The sequence below is a fragment of the Sphingobacterium sp. IITKGP-BTPF85 genome (assembly GCF_001006065.1).
Classification (GTDB): domain Bacteria; phylum Bacteroidota; class Bacteroidia; order Sphingobacteriales; family Sphingobacteriaceae; genus Sphingobacterium; species Sphingobacterium anhuiense.
On sequence record NZ_ASZT02000044.1, the window covers coordinates 1 to 17,748 of the forward strand.

At 37.8% G+C, this 17,748-nt stretch carries 13 protein-coding genes and 3 pseudogenes; 4 read left to right on the forward strand and 12 right to left on the reverse strand.

Annotation, left to right across the window (positions count from 1 at the left end; all coding sequences use genetic code 11):
• Nucleotides 1-70: 70 nt before the first annotated feature.
• The 6 genes and pseudogenes from L950_RS37270 to L950_RS10710 all read right to left on the reverse strand — a co-directional run bounded on the left by L950_RS37270 (nt 71) and on the right by L950_RS10710 (nt 3,616).
• Nucleotides 71-283, reverse strand: coding sequence for a riboflavin kinase (locus L950_RS37270; RefSeq protein WP_021191637.1), 213 nt, complete (start codon nt 281-283; stop codon nt 71-73).
• Between the two features lie 38 nt (nt 284-321).
• Nucleotides 322-729 carry a hypothetical protein gene (locus L950_RS36420; RefSeq protein WP_021191638.1) on the reverse strand — a complete coding sequence of 136 codons (408 nt, stop codon included), beginning with the start codon at nt 727-729 and terminating at the stop codon, nt 322-324.
• Nucleotides 730-773: 44 nt separating this feature from the next.
• Nucleotides 774-1,511, reverse strand: a complete 738-nt coding sequence (gene truB, locus L950_RS10695; RefSeq protein ID WP_021191639.1) for a tRNA pseudouridine(55) synthase TruB — start codon at nt 1,509-1,511, stop codon at nt 774-776.
• Nucleotides 1,512-1,674: 163 nt separating this feature from the next.
• Nucleotides 1,675-2,489 (reverse strand): annotated as a pseudogene (locus L950_RS37275) (undecaprenyl-diphosphate phosphatase).
• 15 nt (nt 2,490-2,504) lie between these two features.
• A complete protein-coding gene (locus L950_RS10705) occupies nt 2,505-2,735 on the reverse strand; it encodes a DUF3098 domain-containing protein (protein ID WP_021191640.1) in 231 nt (76 codons plus the stop codon).
• Between the two features lie 2 nt (nt 2,736-2,737).
• A complete protein-coding gene (locus L950_RS10710) occupies nt 2,738-3,616 on the reverse strand; it encodes a cell division protein FtsX (protein ID WP_021191641.1) in 879 nt (292 codons plus the stop codon).
• Nucleotides 3,617-3,833: 217 nt separating this feature from the next.
• On the opposite strand from L950_RS10710, the pseudogene leuS reads away from it, so the two are divergent.
• A pseudogene (gene leuS, locus L950_RS10715) lies at nt 3,834-6,616 on the forward strand (leucine--tRNA ligase).
• A gap of 198 nt (nt 6,617-6,814) precedes the next feature.
• Here the strand turns inward: leuS and L950_RS10720 are convergent.
• The 3 genes and pseudogenes from L950_RS10720 to L950_RS10730 form a co-directional block, all read right to left on the reverse strand.
• A complete protein-coding gene (locus tag L950_RS10720) occupies nt 6,815-7,132 on the reverse strand; it encodes a GNAT family N-acetyltransferase (RefSeq protein ID WP_231577096.1) in 318 nt (105 codons plus the stop codon).
• 58 nt (nt 7,133-7,190) lie between these two features.
• The gene (locus tag L950_RS10725; RefSeq protein WP_021191642.1) at nt 7,191-7,955 is read right to left on the reverse strand and encodes a TIGR03915 family putative DNA repair protein; all 765 of its coding nucleotides are present in this window, start codon (nt 7,953-7,955) and stop codon (nt 7,191-7,193) included.
• A 1-nt stretch (nt 7,956) separates the two neighbouring features.
• Nucleotides 7,957-9,212: pseudogene (locus tag L950_RS10730) on the reverse strand (putative DNA modification/repair radical SAM protein).
• A gap of 236 nt (nt 9,213-9,448) precedes the next feature.
• Between L950_RS10730 and L950_RS10735 the strand changes: the two are divergent.
• Nucleotides 9,449-9,901 carry a GNAT family N-acetyltransferase gene (locus L950_RS10735; RefSeq protein ID WP_021191645.1) on the forward strand — a complete coding sequence of 151 codons (453 nt, stop codon included), beginning with the start codon at nt 9,449-9,451 and terminating at the stop codon, nt 9,899-9,901.
• A 65-nt stretch (nt 9,902-9,966) separates the two neighbouring features.
• On the opposite strand, the gene L950_RS10740 is transcribed toward L950_RS10735, so the two are convergent.
• From L950_RS10740 to L950_RS10750, 3 genes are all read right to left on the reverse strand, one after another.
• A complete protein-coding gene (locus L950_RS10740; protein WP_031289265.1) occupies nt 9,967-10,794 on the reverse strand; it encodes a DUF4846 domain-containing protein in 828 nt (275 codons plus the stop codon).
• An 11-nt stretch (nt 10,795-10,805) separates the two neighbouring features.
• Nucleotides 10,806-12,353, reverse strand: a complete 1,548-nt coding sequence (locus L950_RS10745; protein ID WP_021191647.1) for a DUF3943 domain-containing protein — start codon at nt 12,351-12,353, stop codon at nt 10,806-10,808.
• Between the two features lie 107 nt (nt 12,354-12,460).
• The gene (locus L950_RS10750) at nt 12,461-13,048 is read right to left on the reverse strand and encodes a sugar O-acetyltransferase (RefSeq protein WP_021191648.1); all 588 of its coding nucleotides are present in this window, start codon (nt 13,046-13,048) and stop codon (nt 12,461-12,463) included.
• A 52-nt stretch (nt 13,049-13,100) separates the two neighbouring features.
• Between L950_RS10750 and L950_RS10755 the strand changes: the two genes are divergently transcribed.
• Complete coding sequence (locus L950_RS10755; RefSeq protein WP_031289267.1) at nt 13,101-14,567, forward strand: aminoacyl-histidine dipeptidase; 1,467 nt, start codon at nt 13,101-13,103, stop codon at nt 14,565-14,567.
• Nucleotides 14,568-14,991: 424 nt separating this feature from the next.
• Nucleotides 14,992-17,613, forward strand: a complete 2,622-nt coding sequence (locus L950_RS10760) for a TonB-dependent receptor (protein WP_021191650.1) — start codon at nt 14,992-14,994, stop codon at nt 17,611-17,613.
• Nucleotides 17,614-17,748: the final 135 nt, after the last annotated feature.

Genomic DNA, 17,748 nt, shown 5'->3' on the forward strand with positions numbered 1-17,748 from the left:
TTCGCCTGTGGTAATATTTTGTAATGATCGAAAATATGAACTTCAACAGCATAGATACCGTATGCAGGAATTAATTTGTGTTGTTCGTGCACCTCGCAGGTTGGGCAGTCGGAAAACCGATTGTACGGCCGATTTGGTCCCCGCGGATCACTGTTCCTGTTAATTCAAAAGGATAGCCCAAGTAAAGGTTTGCGGTCTTGATATCGCCGGTAATCAGTGCAAGGCGTATACGTGTTGACGATACTGCAACGTCGTTGATGTCCTGTTCGGGGATTTGTTCCACCGAGTAGTCAAAAATATCAGCGTACTGTTGCAGATCTTTTAAGCTTCCACTTCTATCTTTCCCGAATGATGATCGTATCCGATCACTATTTTCTTTGTGCCGAGTTTTCCGACCAGTACATTGCTGATGTATTCTTCAGGTGTCTGGTTTGAGAAATCGCGTGAAAACGGTGTGATGATTAAATGGTCGATATCCAATTCAGATAGTCGGCTCACTTTTTCTTCTATATCATTGATAAGACGTAAACTGTCATCATCCGGATTGATAATTAATCTAGGGTGAGGGTAGAAGGTTAATAATACCGTCTCACCGTTAATTTTTTTAGCGCATTCTTTTAGATGAGTTAATATTTTTTGATGACCGATATGGACACCATCAAATGTACCGATGGTAACAACTGCATTTTCCAATGCTTTAAAATCATCTAAACTTCTATAAATTTTCATTTAATGAAATATTTTTCTAGAAATTAATCAATAGAAATCAATCGTTACAATTGAGGTTCTGTGATACTAATTTCTTTGTGAGCCTTTATTTTTTGAATTAATTCTTCTAGGTTCCAAGCATTTTCAACTTGGTAATCGCCACTTTTCGTTCTTCTTAGTGAACTTAAATGTGCACCACTGCTAAGCGCTTTTCCGAAATCGTACGCCAGGGAACGAATATATGTTCCTTTGCTGCATGATACTCTGAAATGAACGACCGGCATTTCTATTTTTTCGATGATAAAGCTGTTAATGGAGACTTTACGTGTTTTTAACTCGACTGTTTCGCCACGGCGTGCCTTTTCATAAATACGTTCTCCGTTTATCTTGATTGCTGAATGTGCTGGTGGATATTGGTCGATATCTCCTTCGAAGGTTTTCGCTGTATCGTGGATCATCTGTTCCGAAATATGATCGATCGGAAAGGTTTCATCAACTTCTGTTTCCAGGTCGTAAGAAGGGGTAGTACCACCTAAGGTAATGGTTCCTGTGTATTCTTTATCTTCAGCTTGATAGCTGTCTATTTTTTTTGTGAATTTACCTGTACATACAATTAGTAAACCGGTAGCTAGCGGGTCTAATGTACCTGCATGGCCTACTTTTATCTTTAATGGTTTAATGGAGTTACGAATTTTCCCCACCACATCAAAGCTAGTCCAGGTCAGTGGCTTATCTATCAGTAACATTTGTCCTTCGGCAAATGAAAATACCTTTTCTATTTGATCTTTCTCGTTATTTTCCATTCATTAGTTCAATTGCACTAGATCATTGATTTTGTTTTATTTGCTGAATCTCGTTAAAAGAAGATTTTAGTAAAACAAAGTCAAGCTGATTTTGTATTTTTTTGCAAAGGTACTCATATTATTTTTCACCATAGCGGGTAAAAGTAAGCGTAGCGTCAAAGTATTAGTTATTCCAAAAGAATACTAATAAAGCAATACCAATAATAATGCGGTACCAGCCCCAGAGTTTAAATCCGTATTTGGTTAAGACGGTAATAAATGATTTAACTGCGATCATAGCGACTATAAATGCGACAACATTGCCGACAATAAAGACGATGATATTTTCATTGCTGGCAAATATCATCTCATAACCTTTCTGCGCATGTGCTGTTCCTTCGCCCCATGTTTTTACAAATACGGAGTAAACTGTTACAGCAAGCATAGTCGGAACTGCTAAGAAGAATGAAAATTCTGCTGCTGCTCTACGGTCTAATCCTTGCGTCAAACCACCGATAATAGATGCTGCTGAACGGGAAGTACCTGGCATCATGCTAGACATTGCCAAAAACCTATAATTAATGCTTTCTTAATCGGAATCTCTTTTTCATCCAAGATGGTTGGATTCTTGAACCATTTGTCAACAAATAGCAGGACAACACCACCTAATACCAAGACGGTTGAAATAGCGATTTGATTGCCTAATACGGCTTCGATCTTATCGTCCAGTAGTTTTCCTAAAACCAATGCCGGAATAACAGCAATAGCTAGTTTATAATACAGCTGGATATTTTTGATGTCGAAAAATTTCTTCCAGTAGAGAACTACGATGGATAGGATGGCGCCAAATTGGATAGACACCTGGAACATTTTGAGGTATTCACTTTCCTGCATACCCATTAAGGCTGCAGTAAAGCCCATATGGGCTGTAGATGAAATCGGAAGATACTCAGTTAATCCTTCTACAATCGCTAGAAGGATGGCTTCAAATAAGGACATAGTGTAATTCTACTTTTATTTAGATTTTGGTTTGTAAAGAATGGCTACAAAACCCAATGCAAAACCAAGTACTATGACGATGGGAGCTAACGTGATTTTAGTAAAACTATAGATATCTGTATTACCGCTCATAAGCAGGAAACCGATGATAACGATAATGATACTAACAATAAATAATTGATAATTCAATTTTCCGAAAACAAAAGCACCTTTGTTTGTCGTTTCAGATTTTTTGATTTGAGCCATTTTTAACTGTATAAATCGTTAGATTTTGCTTTTAAATATTTGGTTACGGCAAAGTATGTACTTAAGCCAGAAATTAGAATTCCGATTGCGATGACCACGATAAAGATCGCGGCAAATTCGTACCAGTTTCTTAAAAATACCAGTTCTGGAATCTGCTGCTGTGCAAACTTCAGTGTGAATATTAATAATAGGATGGCGATAAGCGAGCCCAATAGTCCATGAATAATACCGTAGGTGATGAATGGTTTACGGATGAAGTTTTTGGTTGCTCCTATTAATTGCATGCTTTTGATCAGGAACCGCTGTGAATAGATCGCCAGACGGATGGTATTGTTGATGAGGGCTACTGCTATCACTAATAAGATCGCGGCAAACGCCAATACTACAATACTGATAATGCGTACATTTTTATTGACCATATCGATAAGCGATTCTTGGTAAACCACTTCTTTGATTCGGGTGTTGCGTGATATTTTGTCTATAAAGGTTTTGATACTATCCGAATTGGCGTAATCTTCTTTCATGTATACGTCAATAGAAGGAAGCAGTGGGTTGTGGCCTAAGTACTGTACAAAGTCTTCGCCTAAATCTTCTTTCAATGATTTTGCAGCTAGTTCTTTGCTAATATATTCTGTACGTAGGACATACTTATCTTTTTCTAGATCCTTTTGCAGTGAAAGTACATCTCCTTCATTGGTGCCATCGTTAACGATGACATTGAGTACGATGTTTTCTTTTACGTATTTCGATAGATTCTTTGCGTGAACAAGTAATAAACCTAGCAATCCAGTCACTAAAAGGACTAGAGCTATACTGATAACAGTAGAGACGTAAACTGATTTTGTCTTTCTTTTTTGCGTGCTTGATTCGTATTCTGACATAATAAGCAATAAAAATTTATTTGCGAAAGTAATGATTTGAGGGGATTTATTCGAATTATTCTTGTAATAACTTTCTTGCGGAAGTATGAAAATTCGCTATATCCTTTGTAATTAACTTTTCAATACTATCATTTATTGTTTAAACTACAAAACTTTTCTTACAATTCGCTATTAAAATCGTAATTTCGCAAGTCTTACAAAATTCCTCAATACAAAAATGGAGTACAATCACAAATCGTTAGAAAAAAAGTGGCAAAAATTTTGGGCCGATCATGAAACATTCAAATCTGCGGATACACATGAAAAACCGAAATATTATGTTTTAGACATGTTTCCTTATCCTTCTGGAGCTGGACTGCACGTCGGTCATCCACTTGGTTATATCGCTTCGGATATTTTTTCAAGATATAAACGTTTAAAAGGTTTTAATGTTTTGCATCCTATGGGATATGATTCGTTCGGTTTACCTGCTGAGCAGTATGCCATTCAGACGGGACAACATCCAGCGATTACGACTGAGGCAAATATAAACCGTTACCGTGAACAATTGGATAACATTGGTTTTTCTTTTGATTGGAGCAGAGAGGTACGTACTTCCGAGCCTTCTTACTATAAGTGGTCGCAATGGATTTTCATGCAACTGTTCAATTCTTGGTATAACAATGATTCGGATAAAGCAGAGTTAATCGATACTTTAATTAGTCGTTTTGAAAAAACTGGTTCAGAGAGAATTAATGCTGTTTCTGATGATGATGTATTAACATTTACAGGAGCGGAATGGCTTGCCTTTGACGAAGAAAAACAACAGCGTGAGTTGTTGAAATACCGTATTGCGTACTTACGTGAAAGTACCGTGAACTGGTGCGCAGCATTAGGGACAGTGCTGGCGAATGACGAGGTGATCAATGGTTTTTCTGAGCGTGGCGGTCATCCGGTGGAGCAGAAGAAAATGATGCAATGGTCGATGCGTATCACTGCCTATGCTGACCGTATGTTGCGTGGTCTGGAGCTTGTGGACTGGCCAGAGCCTTTGGTGGAGATGCAACGTAATTGGATCGGTAAATCGGTGGGTGCATTAGTGAAATTTCCAGTTCCACAGTTGGAGACGAATATTGAAGTGTTCACCACCCGTGTCGATACAATATTTGGTGTTTCATTTGTAGTATTGGCTCCGGAGCATGAATTGGTTTCAAAATTAACGACTGCTGATCAGCAGGCTGCAGTTACTGCATATATTGATAAAACAAGTAAAAAATCGGAACTGGACCGAATGTCTGATACAAAAACGGTGTCGGGTGCGTTTACAGGTTCATATGCCAAACACCCGATTACGGGAGAGGATGTTGCGATCTGGATTGCTGATTATGTATTGGCTAGTTACGGTACAGGTGCTGTAATGGCTGTTCCTTCGGGCGATCAACGTGATTATCTGTTCGCAAAGCATTTTGATCTACCGATTGTCAAGATTTCTGACTCGCAGCAGATCGAAGAGGAAGCGGATGGAAATAAGGATGGTAAATATATCAACTCTGATTTTATGAACGGCTTGAACTACCAGGAAGGTGTGGCAGCTGTAATTGCAAAGTTGGAAGAATTACAATTAGGAAAAGCTAAAATTAACTACCGGATGCGTGATGCGATCTTTGGTCGTCAGCGTTATTGGGGTGAACCGGTTCCCGTTTATTTCAAAAATGGATTGCCTTACTTAATAAAGGAAGAAGAGCTTCCTTTGTTATTGCCTGAGGTGGACAAATACTTACCTACTGAAACGGGTGAACCACCTTTGGGACGTGCGGAAAACTGGAAATACGAAGATCAGTACGAGTATGAATTGAGTACAATGCCAGGATGGGCCGGATCTTCTTGGTACTGGTTCCGTTATATGGATCCTCAGAACACAGAAGCTTTTGCTTCGAAAGAAGCGGTAGATTATTGGAAAGCTGTTGATTTATATATCGGTGGTTCTGAGCATGCTACAGGTCACTTGCTATACTCACGCTTCTGGAATAAATTTTTGAAAGATTTAGGTTTCCACAATGAGGAAGAGCCTTTCAAAAAACTGATCAATCAAGGGATGATCCAGGGACGTTCTAATTTTGTATACCGCTTATTAGGCGATGAAGGAAAAGCAACAGATACGTATGTTTCTTATGGTTTGAAAGATCAGTACAACACGATTCCATTACACGTAGATGTTAATATTGTGGTTAACGATGTGCTGAATCTGGAGAAATTTAAAGCGTCGAGACCAGATTATGCCGCTGCTGAATTTATTTTGGAAGACGGTAAATATGTCTGCGGAACGGAAGTGGAGAAAATGTCTAAATCAAAGTTCAATGTTGTCAATCCTGATGATATTATCGAAGCTTATGGTGCAGATACACTACGTTTGTATGAAATGTTTTTGGGTCCGTTGGAACAGGCAAAACCTTGGAATACGAATGGTATTGAAGGTGTTTACAAATTCTTAAAGAAGTATGGCGTTTGTTCCATGATGCTGAAGGTAACTTTAATGTATCGGATGTGGAACCTACAAAAGCGGAATATAAAGCTTTGCATAAGATTATAAAAAAGGCGGAGGATGATATTGAACGTTTTTCATTCAATACGTCGGTTTCAGCTTTTATGATCTGTGTGAATGAGCTTACTGATCTTAAATGTAATAAACGTGCTATTTTAGAACAGCTGGTTGTTGTACTTCAGCCTTATGCACCGCATATTTCGGAAGAGCTGTGGTCGTTATTGGGTAAAGAAGCTGGATCGATCTCGTATGCGACTTATCCGACATTTATTGCTGATTATTTAGTGGAATCGGAATTTGCATATCCGGTATCGATAAACGGTAAGATGAAAATGAACTTATTGTTGGCATTGGATCTAGACGCAAAAGCTGTTGAAGAAGTTGTTCTGGCCAATGAAGATGTACAGCGCTATATGGACGGTAAAGCATTGAAAAAGCTTATTTTTGTTAAAGGGAAGATTATCAATATTGTAGTTTAATCTAAAAACTCTATAATCATATAAAAAATGCGCTTTTGATTTTTTCAAAAGCGCATTTTTATGTTTTATACTATTGTTCCTTTATCGTTTATGATCGCTGAATTTTTATTCTGGCTCTTGCTCTTACACTGCCAGATTCGGTTATCAAGGTGTAGGCACTTTTCGCATTTGATTACTTTCAGTTCGATATTTCTAACTTTATAACCAGAACTGTTTTGAAACCTGAAAGCAGGTTTTAAAACAATACATCTTGAAATGCTTCAGTTTTATCAAATACAGATTTTGCAAAAGGGCAAAGGGGCATGATCTTCGCATTTTTTTGCGGGCATAATCAACAGCTTCGAGTACCATCTTTTTGCCGACACCATTGCCGTTAAATTCCGGGTGTACTTCGGTATGATCAATAATGAATTTGTCTTCTCCAGCCCAGGTATATTCCATCAAACCAGCTTCTTTACCATCGATTTCTGCGATTATTTGACCCTTTTTTTCGTTTTCAATGTTTTTTATAGTCATCTCTTTTTAATTTAATAAACAGCTAATTTCTGCCTTTGGTTTTTTAAAAATAAGATTTTTATAACAAATTTTTTTCATTTAAATATTTCCAATAACGTTTTGGTAGACTCTGAACATGTAGTTTTGTGTTTTTCCGTTCCTTGATATTGACTGATTCAAAGTAGTTTTTCCAGAGATCACTGTAGCGTGATTCTTCTTCGTCTAAGTGAATTTCGATTTGATTTTTAGCTAAAGTATCGCTGAATTTAACTTCTGTTACTTCCATTAAATCATAGTATATACCATATTTTCGCTTCAGATCATAGATAAGCCATTTTTGGTCTGCATAGCGTTCTTTGAAAAACTTCACAATTAGTGGTAGGACATTAAAATCAGGTTCTAGATTAGCAAAATATAAACCATCTTTCATTTTTTGAAATCTGACAAATGCTTTTACCCGGTGTCTTTCTCTGGAAACAGAGCGAACAATTTTTTTTATCTGTAAGATATCGTCATGGCCATAGTTTTGATTGGCTTTGGTTTCTGATCTAAAATAGTAAATAATACTTCGCAGTATCAGAAGTTCTCGATCTTTGATTTCTGAAAGATGAACATAATAAAGTTCTTGGATCCCCTGAAGACTTATTTTCTTTTCAAGACCGAGGAGTACGCGTCTGGCTTTTTCATTATCTGTGCTGATCAATTCTGGAGCAGTAAAGAGGCCCGTTTGGCTAGATGAAGCATGTTGCTGTATAGCGCCGATCTGCCATTTGTACTCAAAGGAGCAAAAGACACATGTCATTAGTCCTGACCAGGTACCATCGTAGTTCAGTGTTTTTAACATCTTAGAAAAGGGTTAATTGTTGACTGTCGTTTTTAATGTACTTACTGCTGGATTGTGCCAGAATATATTGTTTGATATGGGATCCAGGCTTGTCCGCATAGAGTTGTTGAAAACCGAGACAAGTAATAAAATACTTTGCCCGATTGGTGGCTACTCCTAGCTTTTGCAGGTTTTCGAGGCGCAATGGACCGAAGCGTCGAGCCAGAATGATCTTTTTAGCAGACTGTACACCAATACCTGGTACCCGCAAAATAAAATGATAATCTGCTTTATTAATATCGACAGGGAAGGCATGTTGATTGCGTAATGCCCAGCTGAGTTTTGGATCGATATCGAGATCTAGCAAGGGATGGTTGTCATTGACAATTTCGTCTGCCCTGAAGCCGTAGAACCGCATGAGCCAATCGGACTGATACAGTCTGTTTTCGCGTACCATAGGAACTGCAGTGCCAATTTCGGGCAAGCGCTTGTCGTAGGAGATGGGTACATAGCCTGAATAGTAGACACGTTTTAAATGATAATTTTTATAAAAATGCTGTGCGGTCTGGATGATATGTTTATCTGATTCGCCGGAAGCACCAATAATCATTTGTGTACTTTGTCCTGCTGGAGCGAATGTCGGTGTAGATTTGATGATCTTTCGTTCCTCATTTGTTCTGATAATTTCATTTTTTAGATAGCGCATAGGAATGATCATATCTTCCCGGCTTTTATCGGGCGCTAAAGTTTGAGTCCTTCTTTTGTAGGTATCTCGAGATTGATACTCAAACGGTCGGCATACAATCCAGCTTCATGGACGAGCTCATCGCTTGCTCCAGGAATGGTTTTTAGGTGGATATAGCCATTGAATTTATGTTCCAAACGTAATTTTTTAGCGATGGACACTAATCTTTCCATCGTATAATCGGCATTTTTAAATATACCTGAGCTTAAAAATAGTCCTTCTATGTAGTTCCTCCGATAAAAGTTGATCGTCAGATCGACGACTTCCTGTACGGTGAATGCCGCTCGTTCGATATCATTGCTCTTTCGTGATACGCAGTAAGCACAATCATAAATGCAATGATTGGTTAACAAGATCTTCAACAAAGAAACACAACGTCCATCTTCGGTATAAGAATGACAGATGCCGCCTTGATTGGCATTTCCGATTCCTTTATTTTTATTAGCTCGATTACTTCCGCTCGAACTGCAACTTACGTCGTATTTGGCGGCATCGGCTAAAATATTAAGTTTTTGAACTATACGATCTGACATAACGCTGTTAATTTTAGTAAATGTACTAATATTATTAGTTATTTGTGTCAATTGCGATAATTTATAGCAAATTATTTTATTTATGATATCAGAAATAAAGGAGGTTACTCGGATTTTGTAGCTTACGATGCGATCAATATTTTTAAGGGGTTTTTAAATTTCCTACCTTGTATCTGAATTTTTAAGGGGATGTGCATGTACGAAGTTTTGGAATTAAATTCTTCAGTAAGGATAGTATGGAAATAGATAGCTTATATATTGAACAGGTTATTGCAACGAGGACCTGGAAATTACGTCAGCAGGTACTGTATCCGGAAGGCTCGTTAAAGGATGTGATGATTGATGCGGATTTTGACGGGACGCACTTTGCGGCGACCATAGCAGGGGAGCTGATAGGGGTAATCTCTGTGTTTAAGATAGAAGAGGGGCACTATCAGTTTCGAAAAGTTGCGGTTCTTCCTCAGTTTCAGGGAAATGGTATAGGTACTGCACTATTCAAATCTGTTGTTGACTTTTGTCGGTTATGGAATGGTGTTTCGCTTTTTTGTGATGCACGTATAGCAGCTGTTCCTTTCTATGAAAAACTAGGAATGCATATTAAGGGAGAGCACTTTTTCAAGAAAGAACTTGAATATGTTCGCATGGAAATCGGTTTATTTAATCAGAGCAGACATCAAACTGGTATATAAAGTGATTCGGTTGAGTGAAGTCGTATCGCATCTAAACCGCTATTTGCCGCGAACGTAACGATGTGCTAATTCCAAGTTTTTAAGTTTTGGGGGTAGAATTTCCATTCAGGTGTTCTGATTACATCGCCAGACAAGACGTACCAAGGGCTTAAAGATTTGTTAACGGGATTATTGATAATCTGCAATTCCTGTGCAGGCATATAACTTTGAGCAATTAAAACCAGTTTCTGACCATTTTTAGGGTTTACGGCTATATCGACAATAATAATAGCATGTCCAATCGGATTTCCTTTTTGGACGAAGGTATCACCTATTTGGACATCATCCATGGATTTGACCGTTGTCAGTTCATCGTGAAGGGAGCTTGTATTGGCATAGGCAAAAATATTCTCTAGGTATTTCCAGTATTTTGGATAGGTGTAATCTCCAGAGGCAAATTGTTCATAATAACGAGGTTTACCATCGGACAGAAAATTGAAATGAATATCTTTGTATTTCTTATTTTGGTATAAATAGTCAGCTCGCAACCGCATGACAGCATCTGCACATTGATGTAAGTCTCTTTTTCCTATGGGCAGATCGATTACACTTGCGTAGATGTCTCTTCTATCTTTTGTTCTTCCATTATAATAAGTCACAAGTGACTCAATAGGTTTGAGAGGGAGTTGCTGTAAGAAATAACCAAATTCATTTTTTTTGTAGTTTTCTCTTTCGTAGCCAACCGGGGGTTTGAATCTGTCGTTAATGGTTTTACCCTGGGGATCTATCAATTTCTGATTATAACCATCAACCACATGCAACTGTTCGGGCTTATCCTGAGATTTATTTTGATTGGATGATGCTGTACAGCTCATGAGGACAAAGGGGACAGAAATGAGGTATAAGATCTTCATGTGTTTTTTTGTTAAAATAAAACATTGTATCCCAATGAGAAACGTGCAAATGGGTAGCTTTTGTTGATATCAGGATAGTCTTTGAAATTACCTTCTAATCTAAAATAACCAGAATTCATGTTTAAAGAGAAGTTTTTCAATAGACGTAGACTGCCACTAATCGATGCTGTATGTAAAAAATAATGGGATTCATTGCCACTTAAGGTAACAAAATAACCACCATGGTATTGTGCTCCGAATTTAAATCTGTTCAGCACACTGATTTCTCCTGAACCGCGGACATCGACACCTGGTCCGTAATTGTAATTACGGCTTTCTCCAAAGAGGAGGTAGGGATCAGGAACTGCTGCCAGTATGACAGGACCACCACCTATAGTTGTTGTTAAGCGATTCTTGCCTCCTAAACTAAAGTTTGATATGACGTTGTAATTCATACTTTGTGCTCCGTAGAAGAAGGCTTCATTATGATAGAAGTCATAATTTGCAGAGAGGACGCCGAGATGTCTACCCGGAAGATTTTTGATAATGCGTTTTCCGTAGAGTGACGCATATACGTTTACGGTGTTGACAAATGAGCTGTCGTCTCCGCCAACCTCCAGATTGACATAGAAATCATCAAACGGTTTTTTGTTTTCAATGTTGTCATTGGTATAGATCAAGCTTAACCGCACAAAATAATCTGTTTTTCCTTTTGTGATAATGTCTAGGTCTTTTGTGTCAAAACGGCGGAAACCAAAATCGACCTCGGCTTTGACTTTAGAAGAATCAATAACAGCTCCTTTTACGACTCTTCCCCAACGGCCATCCAATAAACGATTTAGCCCGTTGACTGGATTAATGAAAAAAGCTAATACTTCTTTTCCTTGCCGCTCGGCTAAGGAACTGGTGGGTCTGGACAGTACATTTTGTGAAATACGGTGTGTGATTTCCCCCAATATAATGCCGCCATAGGTTGTGTTTACTAAATCATTGATTGAAGGGGCCTGTGTCTCTCCTGCAGTTTCCCAGATAAAGCTTCCTGCTAAAGTGGCAAGGGAGGATTGAAGAAAGCTATAGTTGTTGGATCTGAATGCATTAAAATACAGTTGACCGTGATAAGGGTGGGCAATTTGATTTGTAGCAAATGCATTGTCGTCCCATGCCCATGCACTTGGTTTAAGATGTTTGAACCAGTTGTTTAATGTGATGTGCGAGTAGGGATCTTTTCTGATGAAGTAGTTGAAAGAAGCTGGTAATGCCTGAAACATGAACCATTCGGTCGCCGCTCTAGCAAAGTGTTTCCGAGGGTTGTGATTGATGGTATCCTGGTAGTTTGGAATCTGATAGCTCTTATTTACATAACTTTGCTTTACAGAGTTATTTGAATTAGGAGTGACCTGAGTTTTGCTGGTGACCGTATCGGTGTTATATTTTTCATTTAAAGGTTTAAATTTATTTACGGTATCTCGATATTCCTGTATATATTCTTGTGCATAAAGAGGTCGTGCAATAGTGATAACCAATAATAGGAGGGGCAAGATAAAAAAGGAAAGAGAAGCGCGCTTCGTTGTTGTAATCATATCTATACTTCAGGCTTAATTTCTTAAACAAGTAATAAACTTAAATAGTTTTAAACTTAATCGGAAAAAATATTACTGTTACGCAATCAATCTTGACTTAAGTTTGATTATTCTGAGCCTGCTTTTGTCAGATCCAGTCTGTCTGCTTCCGTAATTGGCCGAATGATCTGACATGGGTTTCCTGCGGCGATGACATTGGCCGGTATGTTTTTGGTGACCACGGAGCCGGAACCAATAATACTGTTTTCACCGATCTCTATGCCAGGATTAACAATAACATTGCCTCCTAACCAGACATTGTCTGCTATGCTGATCGGTTTAGAACATTGCCATCCTTTTGCGCGGTCTTCAGGATGGATCGCATGAGTGGACGTAAATAATGAAACATTCGGGCCGAATAAGACATTTTTACCAATTGTAATCGGAGCAGCATCTAGCAGAGTGCAGTTATAATTGGCGAAAAAATTGTCGTCTATAGAAATGTTGAAACCATAGTCGCAATAAAAAGGGGGTTCAATAAAAAAACGGTTGGATTTCGTGTTAAGTAGATTTTTAATGATGATCTGTCTTTCTTTGAAAGATTTTGGTTCGGCATCATTAAATTTCTTTAACTGCATTTTTGCATGGAGTCTTTTCTCGAAAAGCTCTTTTCCAGATTCACGATAATACTGATTCGTTAGATTCTTATTGTCCATGGGCCGAAATTACTTCAAAAAAACTAACTTTGTTGTTGAAATAGAAAAAATTATGGCAAATAATAATTTAGATGCCTTAGCTCCTCAAGAGCTATGGGCAAATTTTTCTGCATTGAATGCAGTTCCTCGTGCTTCGAAGAAAGAAGAACGTGTTATCGCATTTATGATAGATTTTGGTAAAAGCTTGGGTCTTGAGGTTACTAAAGATCATGTTGGGAATGTCCTGATTAAAAAAGCGGCAACTACTGGTATGGAGGACCGTAAAACGGTCGTACTGCAATCCCACTTGGATATGGTTCATCAAAAAAATAACGATACTATTTTTGATTTTGATACGCAGGGTATCGATATGTTTGTGGATGGTGATTGGGTAAAGGCAAAAGGCACGACTTTAGGTGCAGATAATGGAATTGGCGTTGCTACAATTATGACCATTTTAGCTTCCAAAGAACTGGAGCATCCTGCAATCGAAGCCTTGTTTACGATTGATGAAGAAACGGGTATGACTGGAGCAATGGGGTTGCAAGGTGGTGTATTGACTGGAGATATTTTATTAAACCTGGATACGGAGGAGGATGATGAACTTGATATCGGGTGTGCAGGTGGAATTGATGTAACAGCTACTCAGTCTTATCAAGAGGAGGCTAGTCCCTCTGGAGCTGTTGCTTTTGAAATTGTTGTCAAGGGCCTTAATGGCGGTCATTCAGGAATTGAGATTCATAAAGGTTTGGGGAATGCGAATAAAATCATGAACCGCCTTTTGTATAAATCTTATGATGAGTTTGGTTTACAGCTGGCAACTCTAAATGGTGGAAGTCTTCGGAATGCAATTCCGCGTGAGTCTACTGCAACGGTAATTGTTTCTTCTGAACATGAGGATAATTTTGCGTCAGATTTAGCTCCTCTTATTGAAGCTATTAAAACTGAGTTTAAAACAGTAGATGGTGGATTGACAATATCAATTGAAAAATTGACTACTGTTCCTGCTGCTGTTCTTTCTGCTCAAGATCAGGAGTTGTTGATCAATGCAATCTATGCGGCACATAATGGTGTTTACCGTGTGAGCGCAGACTTTGAAGATCTTGTGGAAACTTCTAATAATATTGCCAAAGTGAGTGTTGGCGATGGAAAAATGAGTATTAAATGCTTGACACGATCATCTGTTGAAAGTTCTAAAATAGATTTAGCCCAATCTTTGGAAGCTGGTTTTTCAATAGCTGGATTTGATGTTGTATTTTCAGGATCTTACCCTGGATGGACACCAAATGCTGATTCTGAAATTTTAGAGGTTTTGAAACGTATTTATATTGAACAGCATGAAGAGGAGCCGAAGGTGGTTGCGTGCCATGCTGGACTGGAATGTGGAATTTTGGGAACGAATTATCCTGACATGGATATGATTTCCTTTGGACCAACTATTTTGGGTGCACACTCTCCGGCAGAGCGGGTATCTATTTCTTCTGTTCAGAAATATTGGGAATTTGTGAAACAAATTTTAAAAGAAATTCCTAAAAAATAGGATATTGTATCAAAAATAAGAAAAGGCTTAAATTTAATTTTAAGCCTTTTTTTTGTTTTCTCTATTGCTATTTTAATAAAGTTTGTATATATTTACTTTAGATCGATTTTAATTAAAGGGGGCATAACCTCTTTTATTTAAAATTACCTTGATCTTCATGTTTGGCATTCCCATGCTACTGCTGTATAATATAGTTTAAGAAAGCCTGCCTTGCATTTATTCAAAAAGGACAAAGTTTTATTCTAACTAGAATTGCCAATGTGGTAAATTATGCTTGTTTTTGTAATTAAATATTCAAAATATATTGTTGTGTTTTTATGACTTTAAAATATATTTGTTTGTTTGGTGTTATTTTATCAAAATTTTAGGTGTTAAAAAGGATGTTTTAACATATTCATTTCATGTTAAAATTAGTTAAATAGATATGGGAGTTTTACTTTTGCAGCATCAAAACTATATCAAACACATCTTACATGAAAAAGTCTCTACTTTTTTTGCTCTTGCTGTAGCGAGTTATGGAACTATCCATGCACAAACAACAACAAGCAGTGTTACAGGGATTGTAAAACAATCTACTGGACAAACAACGACAGGTGCAACTATTAAAATTACGCATCAGTCAAGCGGAGCCACCTTCAGCGGATCGGCAGATTCGAATGGACGTTTTAACATCGCAAATCTTCAAGAGGGCGGACCTTACAAAATTGAAGTTACCTACATCGGTCAAAAACCAGTTGTTTACGATAATGTCTTCTTGAAAGCCGGTGAAGCACTACAATTAGATCCTGTTTTTGCAGAATCATCTGAAACAAATTTAGGAGAAGTTGTTGTTGTAGGTCGTGGTTTAATTGATATCGCGGAAGATCGTAAAACTCCGATCGCTGTTTCTACAATCTCGAAACAAATCATAGAAGAAAAAGTGGGTGCAATGGATATCACTGCTTCCATGGTCAATACACCTGGTGTATACGTATCTGGTCAATCAAAAGGTTTTGGTGAATCTTCCATGACAACACGTGGCTTTGATCAATCTAACACAGCTTTCTTATTAAATGGCCAACCGATCAATGGTATGGACAATGGTCGTGTTTTTTGGTCTAACTGGAGTGGTTTGTCAGATATTGCTTCTTTAGTACAAATTCAACGTGGTTTAGGTTCTTCAAAATTAGCGATCTCTTCAGTAGGGGGTACGATTAACTTTGTGACTAAATCTACAGATATTCAACAAGGTGGTTTTGTTAAAACAACTATCGGTAACGATATGTTTGTAAAATCTACGATTGCTTATAACACCGGTTTGATGAAAAGTGGATTTGCAGTATCTGCAATGGTAACTGGATGGCAAGGAAATGGTTACATGAAAGGTACTGAAGGTGCCGGTCAAAACTATTTCTTATCTGTTGGTTATAAAGTAAACGAGAAGCATAACTTAAATTTAATGGTTACAGGTGCTCCACAATGGCATAACCAGGGTTATACTTCTGCATTGAAAAACTTCCTGGATAACGGAAGAAAGTATAATGATAATATGACTACTATCAACGGGGTAGAAACTAATCCTCGTAAAAACTACTATCATAAACCGGTTGCTAACTTAAACTGGGATTGGACTATTGATGATAAATCATCATTATCTACTGTAGTTTATGCTTCTATGGCTCGTGGTGGCGGTCAGTCTAAACGTACTGATGCTTCTAAAGAAAAAGTTCCCTATTTAGCTGCTGACGTTAATAACCACCAATGGTATGGTGTGGTTTCTAACTATAACCGTAAATTGAGTGATAACTTGAACTTTAATGTTGGTTTTGATTTACGCGACTATAAGGGTGAACACTACAGACAGGTTACGGATTTATTAGGAGCTCCAAGCATCTCCCATAAAGACAATGTAAATTTACCTGGCTTAACCGTTACTTCGAATGAATACTCGACAAACCCTTGGAAAACATGGGGAGATAAACCTAAAGATGCCAAAGACCGTTTAGCGTGGGATTATGAACAAATGATCAGATATGCTGGTTTATTTGGACAATTAGAGTTTGCGAAAGATGGTTTTACAGCTTTCTTTCAAGGTTCCCTTTCTGGTCAGCAAAACAGTAGACAAGATTATTTCCTTTATAAGTTAGGTGAAGGTAAATCTAAAGATGTGAACAATTTAGGCTACAATGTAAAAGGCGGTGCAAGTTATACATTAGGTAACCATACCATCTTTGGTAATGCGGGTTATTATTCTCGCCAGCCATACCAAAACAATATCTTCATGAATTACATGAACGATGTTAATCCATATGCTGTTAATGAGAAAATTCTAGGTTTAGAGGCTGGTTACAAATTTGCCTCTGAGTATTTTGATGTTAGCGTAAATGCATACCGCACGACATGGGCTGACCGTACAACAGGAAGTTCTTTTACAGCTGCTCAAAAAGAAGTTGACAAATATGGTATTGACAAAGTACAGGTCGGAAGTTTAATCTATAACACGAACTATGGTGTAAAACAAGATCACCAAGGTATGGAGTTAGAGTTATTAGCTCGTCCATTCCGTGGCTTTGAATTAAAAGGTTTTGCTTCCTTAGGTAAATGGGAATATGATGGTGATGCTATAACGATTGTTCGTAATGAAAATCGTGAAGTATTAGAAACTACAACGAGAGATTTAACAGGTGTTAAAGTTGGTGAATCTTCTCAGACGAGTTGGGGTTTAGGTGCTAAATACAAAGTCTTAAAAGGTCTTTCTGTGGATGCTGATTATAGACGTTATGAAGATCTGTATAGCTCATTACCTGCTAATAGGCCTACGATGAAGTTACCAAACTACGATTTGTTAGATGCAGGTGTATCTTACAAGGTTGTTTTGAGTGATAAAAATGCGATCAGTTTCCGTGTTAATATGAACAACGTATTAGACAAATTGTATATCTCTGAAGCGACTTCAAATGTTGAGTCTAAAGCTAATGCTGAGTACTGGAAAGGTATTGATACCTCTAACTATGTGTTAATGGGATGGGGACGTACATGGAATGCTTCTGTGAAATTCACGTTCTAAGCGAGTACAAAAATAAAACATAATTATACTTCTTCAAAGCCGTTGCAATTTATTGCAACGGCTTTTTTATTTTTCGGCTTCATTACCACCAATGCTTGCTTGTCCTTTACTTTGTCATTATTTAAGGCTCCTGAT

Bases quoted from the DNA above. Each gene is read 5' to 3' on its own strand.
- L950_RS36420 (WP_021191638.1), bottom strand. From the start codon at position 729: ATGAAAATTTATAGAAGTTTAGATGATTTTAAAGCATTGGAAAATGCA.
- truB (WP_021191639.1), bottom strand. From the start codon at position 1,511: ATGGAAAATAACGAGAAAGATCAAATAGAAAAGGTATTTTCATTTGCC.
- L950_RS10705 (WP_021191640.1), bottom strand. From the start codon at position 2,735: ATGGCTCAAATCAAAAAATCTGAAACGACAAACAAAGGTGCTTTTGTT.
- L950_RS10710 (WP_021191641.1), bottom strand. From the start codon at position 3,616: ATGTCAGAATACGAATCAAGCACGCAAAAAAGAAAGACAAAATCAGTT.
- L950_RS10720 (WP_231577096.1), bottom strand. From the start codon at position 7,132: ATGACTATAAAAAACATTGAAAACGAAAAAAAGGGTCAAATAATCGCA.
- L950_RS10725 (WP_021191642.1), bottom strand. From the start codon at position 7,955: ATGTTAAAAACACTGAACTACGATGGTACCTGGTCAGGACTAATGACA.
- L950_RS10735 (WP_021191645.1), top strand. From the start codon at position 9,449: ATGGAAATAGATAGCTTATATATTGAACAGGTTATTGCAACGAGGACC.
- L950_RS10740 (WP_031289265.1), bottom strand. From the start codon at position 10,794: ATGAAGATCTTATACCTCATTTCTGTCCCCTTTGTCCTCATGAGCTGT.
- L950_RS10745 (WP_021191647.1), bottom strand. From the start codon at position 12,353: ATGATTACAACAACGAAGCGCGCTTCTCTTTCCTTTTTTATCTTGCCC.
- L950_RS10750 (WP_021191648.1), bottom strand. From the start codon at position 13,048: ATGGACAATAAGAATCTAACGAATCAGTATTATCGTGAATCTGGAAAA.
- L950_RS10755 (WP_031289267.1), top strand. From the start codon at position 13,101: ATGGCAAATAATAATTTAGATGCCTTAGCTCCTCAAGAGCTATGGGCA.
- L950_RS10760 (WP_021191650.1), top strand. From the start codon at position 14,992: ATGGGAGTTTTACTTTTGCAGCATCAAAACTATATCAAACACATCTTA.